Source organism: Buttiauxella selenatireducens, assembly GCF_031432975.1.
GTDB lineage: Bacteria > Pseudomonadota > Gammaproteobacteria > Enterobacterales > Enterobacteriaceae > Buttiauxella > Buttiauxella selenatireducens.
The window spans coordinates 893806-911982 of record NZ_CP133838.1; the positions used below are offsets into that span (position 1 = coordinate 893806).

The window sequence follows — 18177 nt, forward strand, 5'->3', positions numbered from 1 at the left end:
AGATGTTTTAAACACCTGGTTGCACTTTCCGCTAATTCCCTTGCTTTTTCTCACTGGTGAGCCTGCTAAGAGTACGCCACAATTCAAATCCCAGAGGTATTGATTGGTGAGAATTCTAGGTACGTTGTTAAGTACAATTCTTTTGCACCAACCTGCGCAGATGCGCAGGTTTTTTTTGCCTTTTTTTCAGACTTTACATTCACTCACACTATCGCTCCTTTAATGTTACTCATGTAATCTGCAGGCATTACACTTAACTGTCTGCGGCTTATTCACGACAAAGGGAGTTGCTATGCTATTTGGTTTTTTCCGGACGCTATTTCGTATTTTGTTCAGAGTACGACTTTATGGCGATCAACACGTTCTTTCCCAATCGCGCACTCTGATCGTCCCCAATCACGTTTCGTTTATTGACGGGATTTTATTAGCGCTATTTTTACCGGTGCGCCCGGTTTTCGCCGTCTATTCTTCCATTAGCCAGCAGTGGTACATCCGTTGGCTGAAATCACTGATTGATTTTGTGCCGCTTGACCCAACTAAACCGATGTCGATTAAACATCTGGTGCGTCTGGTTGAGCAGGGCCGTCCGGTGGTTATTTTCCCGGAAGGACGTATCTCGGTGACCGGTTCTTTGATGAAAATCTATGAAGGGGCCGGGTTTGTCGCTGCTAAATCGAATGCGACGGTCATTCCGATTCGTATTGATGGCGCTGAACTGACGTTCTTTAGCCGCCTGAAAGGGTTAGTCAAACGCCGCTTATTTCCACGTATCAGCCTGCATATCCTGCCACCGACTTCGCTTCCCATGCCGGACGCGCCACGTGCGCGTGAACGTCGCAAAATGGCCGGAGAAATGCTGCATCAAATAATGATGGAAGCGCGTATGGCAGTGCGCCCAAGAGAGACGTTATACGAAGCGTTACTCGCCGCGCAATATCGTTATGGTGAGCGCAAAAACTGCATCGAAGACATTAATTTCAAACCCGACACATACCGCAGCTTGCTGACCAAAACGCTGTTTGTCGGGCGTATTTTGAATAAATACACCGCTCCTGGTGAAACGATTGGCCTGATGTTGCCGAATGCGGCAATCAGCGCGGCGGTGATTTTTGGTGCTTCTTCGCGCGGACGCATTCCGGCGATGATGAACTACACCTCAGGTGTGAAAGGGCTGACCAGCGCGATTACGGCCGCGCAACTCAAAACCATTTTCACCTCCCGTCAGTTTCTCGACAAAGGCAAGTTATGGCATTTGCCAGAGCAACTTTCGCAGGTGCGCTGGGTGTTTCTGGAAGATTTAAAAGCCGATGTTACGCTCGCCGATAAAATTTGGATTTTCAGCCATTTATTTATGCCGCGCCTGGCACAGGTTAAACAGCAACCCGAAGATGCGGCGATGGTGTTATTTACATCCGGCTCGGAAGGAAATCCCAAAGGTGTGGTGCACAGCCACAAAAGCTTACTGGCGAACGTTGAGCAAATTCGTACTATCGCGGATTTCACCGCCAACGATCGCTTTATGTCGGCACTGCCGCTGTTCCACTCGTTTGGTCTGACAGTCGGCTTATTTACCCCGCTACTCACGGGGGCAGAAGTATTCCTCTATCCAAGCCCTCTGCATTACCGCATTGTGCCGGAACTGGTTTATGACCGTAACTGCACCGTATTGTTTGGCACCTCGACCTTCCTTGGCAACTATGCACGTTTCGCCAATCCTTATGACTTTTTCCGTCTGCGTTACGTGGTTGCGGGAGCCGAAAAACTTCAGGAAAGCACTAAGCAGCTTTGGCAGGATAAATTTGGCCTGCGTATTCTTGAAGGTTATGGTGTTACGGAATGCGCGCCAGTCGTTTCAATTAATGTCCCTATGGCGGCAAAAGTAGGCACGGTGGGGCGTATTTTGCCAGCGATGGATGCCCGTCTGATGGCGGTACCCGGTATTGAAAACGGCGGGCGGTTGCAACTGAAAGGGCCGAACATCATGAAAGGCTATCTGCGAGTCGAAAACCCTGGCGTGCTGGAAGCGCCGAGTGCTGAAAATGCGCAGGGCGAAGTGGAAGCGGGTTGGTATGACACGGGCGATATTGTCAGATTCGATGAGCAGGGTTTTTGTGTGATTCAGGGGCGCGCTAAACGCTTCGCCAAAATTGCGGGTGAAATGGTTTCGCTGGAAATGGTCGAGCAACTGGCGCTGGGTGTTTCACCAGAGAAAATGCATGCAACCGTTATCAAAACGGATGCGGCGAAAGGTGAAGCGTTGGTGATGTACACCACGGATAACGAACTCAATCGAGAAAAACTGCTGCAATACGCTCGCGCCCATGGTGTGCCTGAGTTGGCTGTACCACGAGATATCCGCTTCCTGAAACAGTTACCTGTGTTGGGCAGTGGTAAACCTGATTTTGTCAGCCTGAAAGCAATGGTAGACCAACCGGAGACAAAGCATGCGTGATAGCGCCGTGAACGATACCTCCATTTGGTCCAGAGGCATGATGGCAGTCACTTGCGCGCAATTTTTATCGGCGTTTGGTGATAACGCTTTGCTGTTTGCAACCCTGGCGGTATTGAAGCAGCAGTTTTATCCCGACTGGAGCCAACCCATTTTGCAGATGGTATTTGTTGGCGCTTACATTTTATTTGCCCCGTTTGTCGGCCAGGTGGCTGATAGTTTTGCTAAAGGGCGAGTGATGATGTTTGCCAACAGCCTCAAGCTGGCAGGTGCTGTGGTTATCTGCTTTGGCTTTAATCCGTTTGTCGGTTATACGCTGGTGGGGATTGGTGCTGCGGCTTATTCTCCAGCGAAATACGGAATCCTTGGTGAGTTAACGACCGGCGATCGTCTGGTTAAGGCAAATGGCCTGATGGAATCATCGACCATTGCTGCCATTCTGCTGGGTTCTATGGCGGGCGGTGTGCTGGCTGATTGGCATATTGTTGCGGCACTTGGCGTATGTGTGCTGGTGTATGCTGGGGCGGTCGTGGCGAATATTTTTATTCCGAAGCTTGCGCCAGCCCGTCCTGGACAGTCCTGGCGCTTTACCCCGATGACCCGCAGTTTCTTCAATGCTTGCCGTACACTTTGGCAAAATGGTGAAACTCGCTTCTCGTTAGTCGGCACCAGTTTGTTCTGGGGCGCGGGCGTGACGTTGCGTTTCTTACTGGTTTTATGGGTGCCGGTGGCGCTGGGAATCACCGATAACGCGACGCCAACGTATCTGAATGCCATGGTTGCAGTGGGCATTGTGGTTGGTGCAGGGGCTGCGGCAAAACTGGTGACACTGAAAACGGTGGCGCGGTGTATGCCGGCGGGGATTTTGATCGGCGTTGGCGTTTTGTTCTTTGCCATGCAAAACGCGTTGCTGCCGTCTTACATGCTGCTCGTGCTGATCGGTATTTTGGGCGGGTTCTTCGTTGTTCCGCTTAACGCACTTCTTCAGGAGCGAGGCAAACATTCGGTTGGCGCGGGAAATGCCATTGCGGTGCAGAATCTCGGTGAAAATACCGCGATGTTGCTGATGTTGGGGCTTTACTCACTGGCGGTAAAAACCGGTGCGCCGATTGTCGGTATTGGCATTGGCTTTGGGGCGGTGTTTGCGCTGGCAATTGGTGGGTTGTGGGTTTGGCAGATTCGTCAGAAATAGGGGGCATCGCCATCTGGCTGTCTCTTAGTCATCTTTTTGAGGTTAGGTGGAGAGGGGCACTTTGTCAGTGTCGAAAAGGTTCCGTTCACCCGAAGTCTTCCGTTATATGCAGTTACCGAACCGGTGAACGACTTAGGGTGGCCACCGTCGCCACCCTAAGAACCCGGACTCCCGGCAAATAAATCGCCGCTGCGCGGTAAACACCGTTTTTCACCCAACATTCGCGGTCGTTCGCGATTCGCTCCCGGCGATCGCTCTCTTTCGCCGCTCCCGGCGGCTCAACCCCGACTGAAGGGTAAAAAAACGGCGCGATTTAAGCCGGACCCAAAGTCAACGTCAAAACCTAAGGTCAAAACCTAAGGTCAAAAGCCGAAGCGGTTTTGACTTTGTTCCCGGTATAAATTGCCCCAGTGTTCCCCATAAGTCAGGGGGGCGTGGTCGGGAACCACGCCAGTGAGCGATCGCCGGGAGCGAGTCGCGAACGACCCTGAACGTTGGGGATAAGCTGGGGTTTACCGCGAAGCGGCAATTTAAAACCGGGCGCCGAGGTCGCCAGGAGGATGGCGTAATCCTCCTGGCACGTTCACCGTTTACAACTGTTACAGAGATAACCAAACGCACGGGTGAACGGAAAAACAGTGGAGTGACAGATCCCAGCGTGGTGGATTACCACATTATGGCGCCGGATAAGTATAAACCCGATTCACCGCTTCCAACTCCTCAATTACCTCTTCACTCAAGTCCAGATGCAGGCTCTCAAGGTTGGTTTTCAATTGCTCAAGCGTGGTGGCACCTAACAGCGTGCTGGCGACAAACGGTTGGCGACGGACAAACGCCAGTGCCATTTGAGCCGGGTCGAGATTGTGTCGCTTCGCAACATCGACATAAGCGGCAACCGCTAGCTGCGTTTGCTCACCGCTGTAACGGGTGAAACGGCTGAACAGGGTATTGCGCGCACCAGCAGGTTTGGCTCCGTTGAGGTATTTACCGGTCAGAGTACCGAATCCCAGGCAAGAATAGGCCAACAACTCCACGCCTTCGCGCTGAGTAATCTCTGCCAGACCCACTTCAAAGCTACGGTTTACCAGACTGTACGGGTTCTGGATGGTGACGATACGCGGTAAATCATGCTTCTCTGCCAATTGCAGATAACGCATCACACCCCACGGAGTCTCGTTGGAAACACCGATGTAACGGATTTTCCCGGCGCGCTGAAACTCAGTGAGCGCTTCAAGTGTTTCAAGCAGCGTGACCGGCACGGCATTATCGGTCCACGTATAACCCAGTTTGCCAAAACAGTTTGTGGCGCGTTGCGGCCAGTGAACTTGATAGAGATCGATATAGTCGGTTTGCAGACGCTTCAAACTGGCATCCAGCGCATCGCGAATATTTCTGCGATCCAGTATCTGATTTGGTCGAATGCCTGCGTCGTTATTGCGGCTCGGACCGCTGACTTTGGTGGCAATAATCAGCTTCTCGCGATTAGCGCGCTGTTTTAGCCAGTTGCCGACATAGGTTTCGGTGAGTCCTTGTGTCTCCGGGCGTGGCGGGACCGGATACATTTCAGCGACATCAATGAGGTTAACCCCCTGATGGACTGCGTAATCAAGCTGTGCATGTGCGTCGGCTTCGCTGTTTTGCTCACCAAACGTCATGGTTCCCAGCCCTAGCGTACTTATTTCAAGAGAGCTGTGGGGGATACGGTGATAGTGCATAGCCGCTTTCCTTATTATTCAGTCTGACGGTCAGGCATGCGCCCAACAAAAAATGGACTATAAACATGGCAGAGGGGAAGCAAAAGCGGAAGAGGGGAAGTGAAGAAAAGTGTTACAGGCCAGCCAGGTGCTGACCTTTATATTTTAACGTTCAATGATTTGTGAAACATCGTCGCGATTGATCTGCATCTCGTTGCCTTGCTGATCACGGTAGCTGACTAAGCCGGTGTCGTCATCGACTTTGGGTTTACCGTCAGTCAGGATCATACGACCATCTTTGGTTGCCATCACGTAATCGCTACTACAACCGGAAACCGCAAATGCCAGACCGACAGCGGAAATAAGAACAGCCCATTTTTTCATCGTTATTCGCCTCGTGTGGTATGGAGTGACATATACAGTCTAGTAATAACTAGATTTGATGATGATGATAAGCAGCAAATTCTTAAAAAAAACAGAGGGGAAGCGAGGATGCTTCCCCTGCGTGGGTTACAGCGGGTTCTTTTTGTTACGGATCAGGTTCAGTGTTTCTACGGCGATTGAGAAGAACATCGCAAAGTAGATGTAACCTTTCGGCACGTGAATATCGAAACCTTCAAGAATCAAGGTAAAGCCGACCAGTAACAGGAATGACAACGCTAACATTTTCACCGACGGGTGACGCTCAACAAAATCACCAATCGATTTTGCCGCGAACATCATCACCAGCACGGCAATAACCACGGCTGCCATCATGATGAAAAGATGGTCGGACAGGCCGACAGCGGTAATCACCGAATCGAGGCTGAAAATAATATCCAGCAGCATGATTTGCACAATCGCGCCAAAGAAAGAGTGAACGTTGGTTTTTATGCTCTCTTCTTCCCCTTCGATGGATTCGTGGATCTCTTTGCTGGCCTTCCAGATTAAGAACAGACCGCCCAATGACAAAATGAGGTCTCGCGCAGAGAAATCATGGCCCATGATGCTAAACAGTGGGTGAATCAAATGCGTCATCCAGGCGATAGACGCCAGCAGCACCAGACGCATAATCATCGCGGCACCCAGACCCAGACGGCGTGCTTTGGCCTGTTGAGCTTTTGGCAGTTTCGCCACGACTAACGAGAGAAAAATGATATTGTCGATACCCAGAACGATTTCCAGAATCGTCAGAGTGCCCAGCGCCATCCACGCATTAGGATCGGTAATCCATGCAAACAACATTAAAAAATCCTGCCTGAAATTTATAAAACGCCAATTATAAACGCCAGCCCTGATCTGGGTGCAAGTTAAATGAATCTACAACGAGAAATGATTAGCCAGCAGAGCAGCCGTAAAATTCTTTTTCAGATAGAAACCGCGCGGCAACGTCAGAATTGGCGCGCCATCGGCACCAATCGCATCGGTTAATGCTTTGCTGTTGGCGGCTTTTGGACGCAACTGCAACACTTCCCCATGACGAGCAGTGATACGTTCGACCTGCCCAAGCACAATTAAATCCATCAATTCTTCCCAGTCCAAACGCAACTGCCGTTCTTCTTCTGCGGAAGGTGCCCACAGTAATGGTGAGCCAATATGCCTTTCAGCCAACGGAATTTGCCGCTCTCCTTCAACAGGGATCCACAGCACGCGTTTTAACTTGTGGCGCACATGGCTGGTTTCCCAAACCACACCCGTATTGCCAGTGAGCGGGGCGACACAAACAAAGGTGGTTTCCAGTGGACGTCCCATTCTATCAACAGGGATTGTTTTTAACTCGATACCAAGCGCTGCGAAATCTTGCTCTGGTTTGCTTCCGGCACTGGCTCCTAACCACAATTCGAGTAAAACACCGATCCAACCTTTGTCGCGTTTAAGATCTTTGGGGATGGGTAAACTGGCAAGCGCCGCCAATTCGCCCAGCGTATAGCCTGCCAGTTTCTGGGCTTGAGCAAGTAAAATCTGTTCATTTTCTGGAGGGGTAAGTAAAGGACGAAGTGCTTCCATTGTGCCTGACTGCTAAGTGGTTAAAAAATGAACGTGGTTTACCCACAACATGGAAATAGTTTAGCGTGTCGGGGATAAGAATGGCAATGCACTGATTTTGAATCATTTTTATCGCTAAAAATGAACAATTTTGAATTGTGCAAAAACCTTTTCCCATTCTGGTCACTGGCAATGAACAGGATCTTACACCGGGTTATCCACAGAAAAATGGGATAACTGGTAAAAAAGCTCACTACTGGTTCGATTTACAGCCTTGACGGGGGGGTAAAACCCATTTTTTCACCAGTTTGTGACTAACTTGTTGGCACAATCTGTGGATAAAAACGTCATTGGTCGATCTTTCATCAGTGAAAGATCCTGGTATGTGATGATCATCACACTACTGAGTCGTGAACTAATTTTTAACTCACTATTGCTTTGAAAGTATTGTGTATTTTTTTTATGAGCCGCGAGGTGATTTTGAAGTTATCCTAAGTTGTCCCGAGAGTATTAGGTAGTTCTTCACAGTTATATCCACAGAAAAAGTGAATAAACTCACCGCTCAAAACGGCCTAATGTTTATAACTCGGTCATATTTTGTGAGTTATTCAATTGTTATTCCTTTCTGGCAACCGTTACACAGTGGTTTACCGTCTAGCGCTTGTATGAAACAATCGCCCTAATCTAAGTTTGTTTTGAGGTAGTCCGGTGATCGATGATGATGGCTACCGCCCGAATGTTGGTATCGTAATCTGTAATCGGCAGGGTCAAGTGATGTGGGCCAGGCGTTTTGGTCAACATTCCTGGCAGTTTCCGCAAGGTGGCATCAATCCTGGCGAATCCCCGGAACAGGCAATGTACCGGGAGCTTTTCGAGGAAGTGGGTTTACAGCGAAAAGATGTCCGAATACTCGCCTCGACCCGAAACTGGTTACGTTACAAGTTACCTAAACGTTTGGTGCGTTGGGACACAAAGCCGGTTTGTATCGGCCAGAAACAAAAATGGTTTCTCTTGCAGTTGATCAGTAGCGATAACGATATCAATATGCAAACCAGCAGTACCCCAGAGTTTGATGGCTGGCGCTGGGTTAGCTATTGGTATCCGGTTCGTCAGGTTGTCTCCTTTAAACGCGATGTCTATCGTCGGGTGATGAAAGAGTTTGCAAGCGTCGTAATGCCGCTGCAGGAAGTTACGCCACCACGTAATAACGCGCCTGCTTGGCGACGTAAAAGAGGTTAAGTCACGCAAAAATGCTCACCCGTTTGCGAGAAATAGTCGAGAAGGTTGCCAGTGCTCCGCGCCTCAATGAGGCGCTGGATATTTTGGTTACAGATATCTGCCTTGCGATGGACACCGAGGTATGCTCGGTTTATCTCGCAGATCATGACCGGCGTTGCTTTTACCTGATGGCGACGCGCGGCCTTAAAAAGCCGCGTGGTCGCACAATCACACTCGCATTTGATGAAGGCATTGTCGGGTTGGTCGGCCGTCTTGCAGAACCGATAAACCTTGCTGATGCGCAAAAACATCCCAGCTTTAAATATGTCCCCGCAGTAAAAGAAGAACGTTTTCGAGCCTTTCTTGGCGTACCCATCATCCAGCGACGTCAATTGCTGGGGGTGCTGGTGGTACAACAACGTGAGCACCGGCAATATGATGAAAGCGAGGAGTCCTTTCTCGTTACGCTCGCCACACAAATGGCAGCCATCCTCTCTCAATCACAATTAGCCGCCTTATTTGGCCAATATCGCCAGACGCGTATCCGGGCATTGCCTGCATCGCCAGGCGTTGCGATTGCTGAAGGCTGGATGGACTCAACGCTCCCGTTAATGGAGCAAGTGTCTGAAGCGTCGACGCTGGATACCACGCTTGAGCGCGAGCGTCTTACTGCAGCACTTGAAGAAGCGTCTAACGAATTTCGACGTTACAGCAAACGTTTTGCGGCGGGGGCCCAGAAAGAAACTGCGGCTATCTTTGACCTCTATTCGCACCTGTTAACTGATGCCCGTCTTCGTCGAGAATTATTCGAAGAAGTTGATAAAGGCTCGGTTGCAGAATGGGCGGTTAAAAAAGTTATCGAAAAGTTTGCGGAGCAATTCGCAAGCCTGACTGACGGCTACTTAAAAGAACGCGCAGGCGATCTTCGTACCCTCGGTCAACGTCTGTTATTCCATCTCGATGATACCGTCCAGAGCCCAAACACCTGGCCTGAACGCTTTGTGTTGGTGGCTGATGAGCTATCCGCGACGACCCTTGCTGAGTTACCGCAAAACCGCCTGGTTGGCGTAGTCGTGCGCGATGGTGCGGCGAACTCGCACGCGGCGATCATGGTGCGTGCGTTGGGCATCCCGACGGTCATGGGGGCGGATATCCAGCCTTCGGTGCTGCACCGCCGAACTTTAGTTGTGGATGGTTACCGCGGTGAATTGCTGGTTGACCCAGAAACGGTGCTGTTGCAGGAATACCAGCGGCTCATTACCGAAGAGAACGAACTTAGCCGATTGGTTGAGGACGACGTTGATAGCCCCGCGGCGCTTAAAAGTGGTGAGCGTGTGCAGGTGATGCTGAATGCTGGTCTGAGTCCAGAGCATGAACAACTGCTTGGCAGCCGCATTGATGGCATTGGTTTATATCGCACCGAAATCCCATTCATGCTGCAAAGTGGTTTCCCGTCGGAAGAAGAGCAGGTCGCCCAGTATCAGGGCATGTTGCAGATGTTTAACGACAAACCCGTTACGCTGCGAACACTGGATGTTGGCGCGGATAAACAACTGCCCTACATGCCAATCAGCGAGGAAAACCCGTGTCTTGGCTGGCGAGGGATCCGTATCACGCTTGACCAACCTGAGATCTTCCTGGTGCAGGTGCGCGCCATGCTGCGTGCCAATGCTGCTACTGGCAACCTGAGCATTCTGCTGCCGATGATAACCAGCATCGACGAGATTGACGAAGCTCGTAGACTGATAGACCGCGCCGGGCGTGAAGTAGAAGAAGTGCTCGGCTACGAGTTACCCAAACTCCGTATTGGCATCATGGTTGAAGTCCCGTCGATGGTGTTCATGCTTGGGCATCTTGCCAGCCGTGTTGATTTCATCTCTGTTGGTACTAACGACCTAACGCAGTATTTACTGGCTGTCGATCGTAACAACACTCGCGTAGCTAGCCTCTATGACAGCCTGCACCCGGCGATGCTGCGTGCATTGAATCATATTGCTAAAGAAGCTGAACGTAACGGCATCGATTTGTGCCTTTGCGGTGAAATGGCAGGCGACCCGATGTGTGTTGCTCTGCTGGTTGGCATGGGCTATCGCCATTTGTCGATGAATGGCCGTTCAGTGGCGCGTGTTAAATATTTGCTGCGACACATTAGTCTGGAAGAGGTGCAATTACTGGCACAGCGCAGCCTTGAGGCTCAGCTTGCGACAGAAGTGCGCCATCAAGTCGCATCCTTCATGGAGCGTCGTGGCATGGGTGGTTTGATTCGCGGCGGGCGCTAAGGCGCTCGTTGTTCCCTCCCCGGTTCCCGTAGATTACACATCTTTTACAACTACATCGGCTAAACCCAGCTAGCGTTTGTGCTATCATCCGCTGCTTTCGGAGCGCATCTGCACAGATGCGTATTTGCAACCCATCGTCAACTTTCGGTGGGGTAACAATGGTTTGTGGTGACAGATGAATAGTGGCTATCTGCATTTCCCTGAATTTGACCCGGTGATTTTTTCCATTGGGCCAGTCTCTTTGCACTGGTACGGAGTGATGTACCTGGTCGGCTTCGTGTTTGCCATGTGGCTTGCGGGTCGTCGTGCCAAGAAACCAGGCAGCGGTTGGACGAAAGACGAAGTCGAAAACCTGCTGTATGCTGGCTTTCTGGGGGTATTCCTTGGTGGGCGCATTGGTTTTGTCCTCTTCTACAATCTGCCTGTTTTCCTTGCCGACCCTCTGTACCTGTTCAAAGTCTGGGACGGCGGGATGTCCTTCCATGGCGGGCTGATCGGTGTTATCTGTGTGATGATCTGGTTTGCGCGTCGCACACATCGCTCCTTCTTCCAGGTATCGGATTTCATTGCGCCACTGATTCCATTTGGCCTGGGTGCCGGTCGCCTTGGTAATTTTATCAATGGCGAATTGTGGGGGCGTGTTGATCCAAACTTCCATTGGGCAATGCTGTTCCCGGGCTCGCGCAGTGAAGATATCGGCCTGTTGGCGACGCACCCTGAATGGCAGTCGTTGTTTAACACCTACGGTGTCTTGCCGCGCCATCCTTCTCAGCTTTACGAAATGGTTCTGGAAGGGATCGTACTGTTCATTATCCTGAACCTGTATATTCGTAAGCCACGTCCGATGGGGGCTGTTTCCGGTCTGTTCCTGATTGGCTACGGTGCTTTCCGTATCATTGTCGAATTCTTCCGCCAGCCAGATGCTCAGTTTACCGGTGCGTGGGTGCAGTACATCAGCATGGGGCAAATCCTCTCGATTCCGATGATTGTCGCGGGTGTGATTTTGATGGTTTGGGCGTATCGCCGTCGTCCGCAGCAACAGCTTTCGTGAGGAAACATGCAACAATATCTTGATTTGATGAAACATGTGCTGGAAAACGGCACACCAAAAGATGACCGCACGGGTACGGGTACGCTGTCGATTTTCGGTCATCAAATGCGCTTTAATTTGCAAGATGGTTTCCCACTGGTTACCACTAAACGCTGCCATTTACGCTCCATCATTCATGAACTGCTGTGGTTCCTGAAAGGGGATACCAACGTCGCATATCTGCACGAAAACAACGTCTCAATTTGGGACGAATGGGCAGATGAAAATGGCGATCTTGGCCCCGTTTATGGCAAACAGTGGCGCTCCTGGGCAACCCCTGATGGCCGCTACATTGACCAGTTAACCACTGTGATTAACCAGTTAAAAAACGACCCAGATTCGCGCCGCATCATTGTTTCGGCGTGGAATGTGGGTGAGCTGGATAAAATGGCATTGGCTCCATGCCATGCGTTTTTCCAGTTCTACGTGGCTGACGGCAAGCTTTCTTGCCAGCTTTACCAGCGTTCATGCGATATCTTCCTTGGCCTGCCATTTAATATCGCCAGCTACGCATTACTGGTACATATGATGGCGCAGCAATGCGATTTGGAAGTGGGTGATTTTGTCTGGACGGGTGGCGATACCCATTTGTACAGCAACCACCTCGAGCAAACGCGTTTGCAGTTAACGCGTGAACCCCGCGCTCTGCCAAAACTGGTAATCAAACGCAAACCTGAGTCCCTGTTTGACTATCGTTTCGACGATTTCGAAATTGAAGGCTACGATCCTCATCCTGCGATCAAAGCCCCTGTCGCTATCTAACGGGTGACAGCCTGCCATAACCGGTGCCACTTGTGCGCCGGTTTTTTTTGCCCCAATTATGGTATTGCGAGCCTCCTTCCAGCACTTCTGAAACGTACAGCAACAGCAAAAATTTCCTTCGAGACATCCTCAGAATCCAGTCATCTTCAGTAGCGAAGAATTGAGTGGCTGGCACACTGCTGCCATGAAAACAAAACAGTCTGGATTTAGCTTAATAGAAATGATGGTGGTGATGGTTATTGTCGCAACGCTTAGCACAGGCGGGGTGTACGGCTGGCAACAATGGCAGCAACAGCAGCGAATGTGGATAACTACCCAGCATATTCGTCATTTGCTCGAACAGCTGCGCAGCGATGCCAACTGGAATAATCGCGACCATTTACTTACGGTGAATCGCCCAGGGAAAAGCTGGTGCCTATCCAGCAAGTTAATTGAAGCTACCCAATGTTTATCCGAAGGGCGCTGGAGGTTGATTCAACCTTTTACAGATGTCGATATTAGCGAGGTAACGGTGGGTCTTGGATTTTATGGCCTGAGAAATACCGCCTGGCCAGGTCACATCACGTTGCAAAGCGCGGCAGGAAAATGGCATGTGGTGCTGTCGGCTCAAGGACGCATTCGAGTTTGTGAGGTTGTCGGGAGTAACAAATGCAGCTAAATCAGCAGGGGTTTACTTTACTTGAAACGCTCATCGCGATGGCATTAAGTAGCATTGTCCTGCTGGGTGCTGGCCGATTATTTCCGGTTCTTCAACGCGCTGTATTACAGCAGTACCAGAAAGAAACCGTGCAAGAGTCGCTATGGCAATTAGCATTTAGCTTGGGAAAGCAGCTGCAGCGGGCAGGCTATTGCCACGGAAACTGCTCAGGGCAGGGACTGGTATTGAGCAAAAGAGGGGAATGCGTGTTGTCGCAATGGGATAGCAATAGCAACGGACGCTGGGAACCTGGCAGCCATGCGGAAGCCGAGCAGACAGGCTTTCGACTGAACGGTACCGACCTGGAAACGCTACGTGGGGCGACCCATTGCGAAGGCGGTGGCTGGGATAAATTATCCGATCCTGCGACGCTGGTCATACAGCGATTTACAGTCACCCGTTTGGCTCGGCATGCCATGTCACCCTTGTTGGTTATCGAACTTGCAGGGGCCTCGAAAAGTGGTCAAAACCCAGTGTCACTTCGCCACACGGTAGTGGGATATAACCTGTGAGCAGGCAATTAGAGCGTGGGAATATCACCCTTGGATTTGTACTACTGCTATTTGCTCTGGGGATCTTAATGCTCGGCGGATTACAGCAGCAGTTAAGCCACCAAAGGTTTCTGGTCGCCAGTGAAGTCGATTTCCTTAAACAATATGCCAGTGCAGTTTCAGCTCAAGCTTGGGGAGGCCAGTTATCGTGGCAATCTCAGCAATCCTGGCAGTGCCAGCAGCACACTGGAAAAGGCTGGAAAAGTTGTGTGCGAGGGGGGGAGAAAAATGAAGCTGTTATGGCGGCATTCGGTATGGTACCAGGACAAAAAATGCCGCTGATTCTTTGGGAATGGGGAACACTGGTTAACTCACAATGGTCATCAACACCACATGGCTGGCTGGATTTCTGCCCTTTTTCTGAGGCGGCACGATGCCAACTCCCCCAATAAAATCATTGCAGCGTGGATTTAGCTTGGTTGAAGTGCTTTGTGCCATGGCCTTGTTTTCGGTAGTGATGTTGGCTTTACTTGGCTATCACCGGGTTTTACAGCAAGGTTTTCAGTCTCAGTGGCAATTCCGGCAACTTTGGCGGCTGGCGCTGGAAATGAGTGAGCCAGAATCCCCCTTACCGGCTGATGAATGGAAAGTCAGTCGGCAGCAGACATCGGCAGCTGGATGTGTCAGCATCGATGTTACGATTAAGAGCCCGGAAGGGCGAACTGGGCAGCTGTCACGGTTACATTGCCTGCAGAAAGAGAAAAGTCAGGAGTAGCGATTCTATGTTGCGTGTTTACCATTCCAACCAGCTGGATGTGCTGGAAGCAATTATGGAATTTATTGTTGAACAGCAACCATTGCCGGACCCGTTCGAACCCGAAGTGATATTGGTACAAAGTACCGGTATGGCGCAATGGCTACAAATGACGCTGGCGCAAAAATTCGGTATCGCGGCCAACATCAGCTTCCCCCTTCCGGCGAGCTTTATATGGGATATGTTTGTTCGCGTGTTACCGAATATCCCTGAGCAAAGTGCGTTCAATAAACAAAGCATGAGCTGGAAGTTAATGACGCTCATCCCGACCATGTTCGAAAAGCCTGAGTTTGCACTGCTAAAGCAATATCTTGAAGACGATGAAAATGGCCGAAAACTTTCTCAACTAGCCTCAAGAATTGCTGACCTTTATGACCAATATTTAGTCTATCGTCCAGACTGGCTAAGTCAGTGGGAAAAGGGAGAGCTTGTCGACAATGTGGGCGACGCTCAATTGTGGCAGGCTCCGCTATGGGCGGCACTGGTTCGCCATACGCAAGAACTTGGTCAGCCAGAATGGCACCGCGCCAATCTCTATCAGCGTTTCATTAAAGCCCTTGAATCTACCTCTGAATGCCCGCCTGGTTTACCGCCCCGCGTCTTTATATGTGGGATTTCCGCGTTACCACCGGTTTACCTTCAGGCGCTGCAAGCTCTGGGTAAACACATTGATGTGCATTTACTGTTTACGAACCCTTGCCGTTACTACTGGGGCGATATTAAAGATCCGTCTTATCTTGCTCGGCTAATCAGTCGCCGCCGACGCAAACATACTCAGGAAGACATTACGCTTCCGCTATTTAAAGACAGCAACACCGCTTCTTCTCTATTCAACGACGACGGTGAGCAAGATATTGGCAACCCTTTATTGGCTTCGTGGGGGAAATTAGGGCGTGATTACACGTACTTGTTGGCCGAACTGCAGCAATTCGAAGAAATTGATGTTTTCGTTGATATCGAGCCCAATAATTTACTGCGCAATTTGCAGTACGATTTGCTTGAGTTACAAAACAATGCGGTCACGGGGCTTACCCTGGAAGAGTTTGAGCACAGCCATAATAAACGCGTCCTTTCACCGGAAGATTATTCTGTCACCTTCCATGAGTGTCATAGCCCTCAACGCGAAGTAGAAGTACTGCATGATCAATTGTTGGCTATGTTGGATGCTGACCCAACGCTTACACCGCGTGACATCATCGTGATGGTGGCAGATATCGACAGTTACAGCCCGTTTATCCAGGCTGTATTCGGCAATGCTGTAGGTGAACGACGGTTGCCGTTTGCGATTTCTGACCGGCGAGCAAGACAAGCTCACCCAGCGTTACAAGCATTTATCTCCTTACTTTCACTACCTGATAGCCGTTTTGCCGCGCAGGATGTCCTTGCTTTACTTGAAGTTCCTGCACTGGCTGCGCGTTTCTCAATTAATGAAGAAGGGCTGCGCTACCTACGCCAGTGGGTGAATGAATCAGGGATCCGCTGGGGGATTGACGACGACAACGTACGTGAATGGGATCTTCCGGCTACCGGGCAGCACACCTGGCGCTTTGGTTTAACTCGCATGTTATTGGGCTATGCAATGGATAGCCAGGCAGGAGAGTGGCAGTCGATCCTTCCTTATGATGAATCGAGCGGCTTAATTGCTGAACTCGTAGGGCAACTTGCCGAGCTGTTAATGCAGTTGAACAATTGGCGACGCGAGCTCTCGGTGGCGCGCCCATTGGCGGAATGGACGACTGTTTGCCGTGAAATGTTAGCGAGCTTCTTCCTTCCAGATACGGAAACCGAAGGCGCGTTGGCCCTGATTGAACAACAGTGGCAGGACATCATCAAATATGGCCTTGAGTCGCGTTATCAGGAGAACATCTCCTTAATTTTATTGCGTGAGGAGCTGGCACAGCGGTTAGATCAAGAGCGCATCAGCCAGCGTTTCCTGGCAGGGCCGATCAACTTCTGCACCCTGATGCCGATGCGTTCAATTCCGTTCAAAGTGGTTTGTTTGCTTGGCATGAATGATGGCGTTTACCCACGCGCATTGGCACCGCTTGGGTTTGATCTAATGAGTCAGAAACCTCAGCGAGGTGATCGTAGTCGTCGCGATGACGATCGATACTTGTTCCTTGAAGCGCTTAACTCAGCGCAAATGCGCTTCTATATCAGTTATATCGGGCGTTCTATTCAGGACAACAGCCAGCGCTATCCTTCTGTATTGGTTGACGAACTCCTGGACTACATCGCACAAAGCCATTGCTTGCCACAGGACTCAGAACAAACCTGTGATGTTAGCAGCGAGCGTGTGAAAAAATATTTGGTCCAGCAGCATTACCGCACCCCGTTTGAGTCGGGGAATTTTATCCCCGGCGTAACGGCACAAAGCTATGCCAGGGAATGGTTGCCCGCCGCAAGCGAGCAAGGCAATCCACAGGTTCCCTTTATTCAACCCTTGCAGGAAGCTGCTTATGACGTCATCACGTTGGAGCAATTGCAACGTTTCTGGCGGCATCCTGTTCGCGCCTTTTTCCAAATGCGTTTGGGCATCAATTTCCGACTTGAAGAAACCGAACTCCCGGATGCGGAACCTTTCACACTAGATAGCCTCGAACGTTTCCAGATGAATCAGGAATTGCTGAATACCCTGGTTCAGGAAGGTGACACGCAGCAGCTATTCCGCCGTTATCGGGCGGCGGGGATCTTGCCGTACGGCGCTTTTGGGGAAATTTTATGGGAAAGCCAGCTCACAGAGATGGAAGAGCTGGCGAAAAAAGTGAGAGCCGAGCGACAGAATGGCAATAGCCTGGAAGTGTCGTTGCAAATAGATGGAACAAGTCTGGAAGGATGGCTGTCGGATGTACAGGAAGATGGCCTGCTGCGCTGGCGGCCTTCCATTCTCAATCCTGCACATGGTTTGCAATTGTGGATTGAACATGTGGTTTGGTGTGCGATGGGGGGAAGAGGCGAGAGCCGTCTGTACGGGCGGGATTCGACCGAATGGAAATTTCCTTCCCTCGATCTCGAGCAGGCAAAAAACTATCTCCAGCAACTTATTGATGGTTATCGCAAAGGATTAGTACAACCCCTTCTCCTCCTCCCAATAAGTGGTGGGGCGTGGATAAAAGCCTGTTACGAACCGGCGAATGATGCCATTTTATGGGATGAGCAAACGCAGCAGAAAGCCAAAAGCAAGTTATTGGCGGCCTGGGAGGGGAATCAGAGAGTAGAAGGCGAAGGGGCTGATATGTGGCTACAACGCCTGTATCGAACGCTGGATCCGGATTACTACGATGCCATCATCACCGAGGCTGAGCGTTACTTGCTGCCTTTGTTTCGTTTCAACAAAGCTTAAAAAGCTGTATAAAAATTGCACAATCCGGCAGGTTCATCTATTATGCGCAACTTGCTCAGGATTGGCGAAAAAAGCATCAACTAAAAATAACATGTTTGTTTGAAAGTTGTTAATGATGAGTGAGTTATACCCTTAGTACTTCAAATTACAGCGACTTCTGCAACTTGAAGTCCTAAGGGTATA

15 protein-coding genes and 1 pseudogene are annotated in these 18177 nt (G+C 50.4%); 11 read left to right on the forward strand and 5 right to left on the reverse strand.

Features of this window, described 5'->3' with window-relative positions; translation table 11 throughout:
• Positions 1-292: 292 nt before the first annotated feature.
• Both aas and lplT read left to right on the forward strand, forming a co-directional pair.
• Positions 293-2452 carry a bifunctional acyl-ACP--phospholipid O-acyltransferase/long-chain-fatty-acid--ACP ligase gene (gene aas, locus RHD99_RS04080; RefSeq protein ID WP_183270489.1) on the forward strand — a complete coding sequence of 720 codons (2160 nt, stop codon included), beginning with the start codon at positions 293-295 and terminating at the stop codon, positions 2450-2452.
• Positions 2445-3641, forward strand: coding sequence for a lysophospholipid transporter LplT (lplT, locus tag RHD99_RS04085; protein ID WP_309877554.1), 1197 nt, complete (start codon positions 2445-2447; stop codon positions 3639-3641). The genes aas and lplT overlap by 8 nt, the downstream gene beginning before the upstream one ends.
• Before the next feature lie 674 nt (positions 3642-4315).
• Here the strand turns inward: lplT and RHD99_RS04090 are convergent.
• The 5 genes and pseudogenes from RHD99_RS04090 to RHD99_RS04110 all read right to left on the reverse strand — a co-directional run.
• Positions 4316-5356: an NADP(H)-dependent aldo-keto reductase gene (locus RHD99_RS04090; RefSeq protein WP_183270487.1), complete on the reverse strand. Its 1041-nt coding sequence runs from the start codon at positions 5354-5356 to the stop codon at positions 4316-4318.
• Positions 5357-5500: 144 nt separating this feature from the next.
• Positions 5501-5719 (reverse strand): YgdI/YgdR family lipoprotein, encoded by a 219-nt coding sequence (locus RHD99_RS04095; RefSeq protein ID WP_064543789.1) that lies wholly within the window; start codon positions 5717-5719, stop codon positions 5501-5503.
• 126 nt (positions 5720-5845) lie between these two features.
• A complete protein-coding gene (locus tag RHD99_RS04100; RefSeq protein WP_183270486.1) occupies positions 5846-6559 on the reverse strand; it encodes a TerC family protein in 714 nt (237 codons plus the stop codon).
• Positions 6560-6634: 75 nt separating this feature from the next.
• Complete coding sequence (gene mutH, locus RHD99_RS04105; protein ID WP_183270485.1) at positions 6635-7321, reverse strand: DNA mismatch repair endonuclease MutH; 687 nt, start codon at positions 7319-7321, stop codon at positions 6635-6637.
• Between the two features lie 137 nt (positions 7322-7458).
• Positions 7459-7554, reverse strand: a pseudogene (locus tag RHD99_RS04110) (hypothetical protein); the annotation flags it as partial.
• A gap of 454 nt (positions 7555-8008) precedes the next feature.
• Between RHD99_RS04110 and rppH the strand changes: the two are divergent.
• The 9 genes from rppH (at position 8009) to recC (ending at position 17994) form a co-directional block, all read left to right on the forward strand.
• On the forward strand, positions 8009-8539 hold the full coding sequence (gene rppH, locus RHD99_RS04115) for an RNA pyrophosphohydrolase (RefSeq protein WP_034498067.1): 531 nt from the start codon (positions 8009-8011) through the stop codon (positions 8537-8539).
• 11 nt (positions 8540-8550) lie between these two features.
• Positions 8551-10797 (forward strand): phosphoenolpyruvate--protein phosphotransferase, encoded by a 2247-nt coding sequence (gene ptsP / locus RHD99_RS04120; RefSeq protein WP_309877556.1) that lies wholly within the window; start codon positions 8551-8553, stop codon positions 10795-10797.
• A gap of 175 nt (positions 10798-10972) precedes the next feature.
• Positions 10973-11848 (forward strand): prolipoprotein diacylglyceryl transferase, encoded by an 876-nt coding sequence (lgt, locus tag RHD99_RS04125; RefSeq protein ID WP_309877558.1) that lies wholly within the window; start codon positions 10973-10975, stop codon positions 11846-11848.
• A 6-nt stretch (positions 11849-11854) separates the two neighbouring features.
• On the forward strand, positions 11855-12649 hold the full coding sequence (gene thyA / locus RHD99_RS04130) for a thymidylate synthase (protein ID WP_183270481.1): 795 nt from the start codon (positions 11855-11857) through the stop codon (positions 12647-12649).
• A 184-nt stretch (positions 12650-12833) separates the two neighbouring features.
• On the forward strand, positions 12834-13307 hold the full coding sequence (locus tag RHD99_RS04135) for a prepilin peptidase-dependent protein (RefSeq protein WP_309877559.1): 474 nt from the start codon (positions 12834-12836) through the stop codon (positions 13305-13307).
• Entirely contained in the window at positions 13298-13858 is a 561-nt protein-coding gene (locus tag RHD99_RS04140) for a prepilin peptidase-dependent protein (protein WP_309877561.1), read from the forward strand. The genes RHD99_RS04135 and RHD99_RS04140 overlap by 10 nt, the downstream gene beginning before the upstream one ends.
• Positions 13855-14289, forward strand: coding sequence for a DUF2509 family protein (locus RHD99_RS04145; protein WP_309877563.1), 435 nt, complete (start codon positions 13855-13857; stop codon positions 14287-14289). Before RHD99_RS04140 ends, RHD99_RS04145 begins: the two co-directional genes overlap by 4 nt.
• Entirely contained in the window at positions 14271-14612 is a 342-nt protein-coding gene (locus tag RHD99_RS04150) for a prepilin-type N-terminal cleavage/methylation domain-containing protein (protein WP_309877564.1), read from the forward strand. Before RHD99_RS04145 ends, RHD99_RS04150 begins: the two co-directional genes overlap by 19 nt.
• Positions 14613-14619: 7 nt before the next feature.
• Positions 14620-17994 carry an exodeoxyribonuclease V subunit gamma gene (recC, locus tag RHD99_RS04155; RefSeq protein WP_309877565.1) on the forward strand — a complete coding sequence of 1125 codons (3375 nt, stop codon included), beginning with the start codon at positions 14620-14622 and terminating at the stop codon, positions 17992-17994.
• Positions 17995-18177: the final 183 nt, after the last annotated feature.

Excerpts from the sequence above, each read along its gene's own strand:
- lgt (WP_309877558.1), top strand. The coding sequence starts at position 10,973 with ATGAATAGTGGCTATCTGCATTTCCCTGAATTTGACCCGGTGATTTTT.
- aas (WP_183270489.1), top strand. The coding sequence starts at position 293 with ATGCTATTTGGTTTTTTCCGGACGCTATTTCGTATTTTGTTCAGAGTA.
- recC (WP_309877565.1), top strand. The coding sequence starts at position 14,620 with ATGTTGCGTGTTTACCATTCCAACCAGCTGGATGTGCTGGAAGCAATT.
- lplT (WP_309877554.1), top strand. The coding sequence starts at position 2,445 with ATGCGTGATAGCGCCGTGAACGATACCTCCATTTGGTCCAGAGGCATG.
- RHD99_RS04100 (WP_183270486.1), bottom strand. The coding sequence starts at position 6,559 with ATGTTGTTTGCATGGATTACCGATCCTAATGCGTGGATGGCGCTGGGC.
- mutH (WP_183270485.1), bottom strand. The coding sequence starts at position 7,321 with ATGGAAGCACTTCGTCCTTTACTTACCCCTCCAGAAAATGAACAGATT.
- RHD99_RS04150 (WP_309877564.1), top strand. The coding sequence starts at position 14,271 with ATGCCAACTCCCCCAATAAAATCATTGCAGCGTGGATTTAGCTTGGTT.
- thyA (WP_183270481.1), top strand. The coding sequence starts at position 11,855 with ATGCAACAATATCTTGATTTGATGAAACATGTGCTGGAAAACGGCACA.
- RHD99_RS04095 (WP_064543789.1), bottom strand. The coding sequence starts at position 5,719 with ATGAAAAAATGGGCTGTTCTTATTTCCGCTGTCGGTCTGGCATTTGCG.
- RHD99_RS04090 (WP_183270487.1), bottom strand. The coding sequence starts at position 5,356 with ATGCACTATCACCGTATCCCCCACAGCTCTCTTGAAATAAGTACGCTA.
- RHD99_RS04140 (WP_309877561.1), top strand. The coding sequence starts at position 13,298 with ATGCAGCTAAATCAGCAGGGGTTTACTTTACTTGAAACGCTCATCGCG.
- ptsP (WP_309877556.1), top strand. The coding sequence starts at position 8,551 with ATGCTCACCCGTTTGCGAGAAATAGTCGAGAAGGTTGCCAGTGCTCCG.
- RHD99_RS04135 (WP_309877559.1), top strand. The coding sequence starts at position 12,834 with ATGAAAACAAAACAGTCTGGATTTAGCTTAATAGAAATGATGGTGGTG.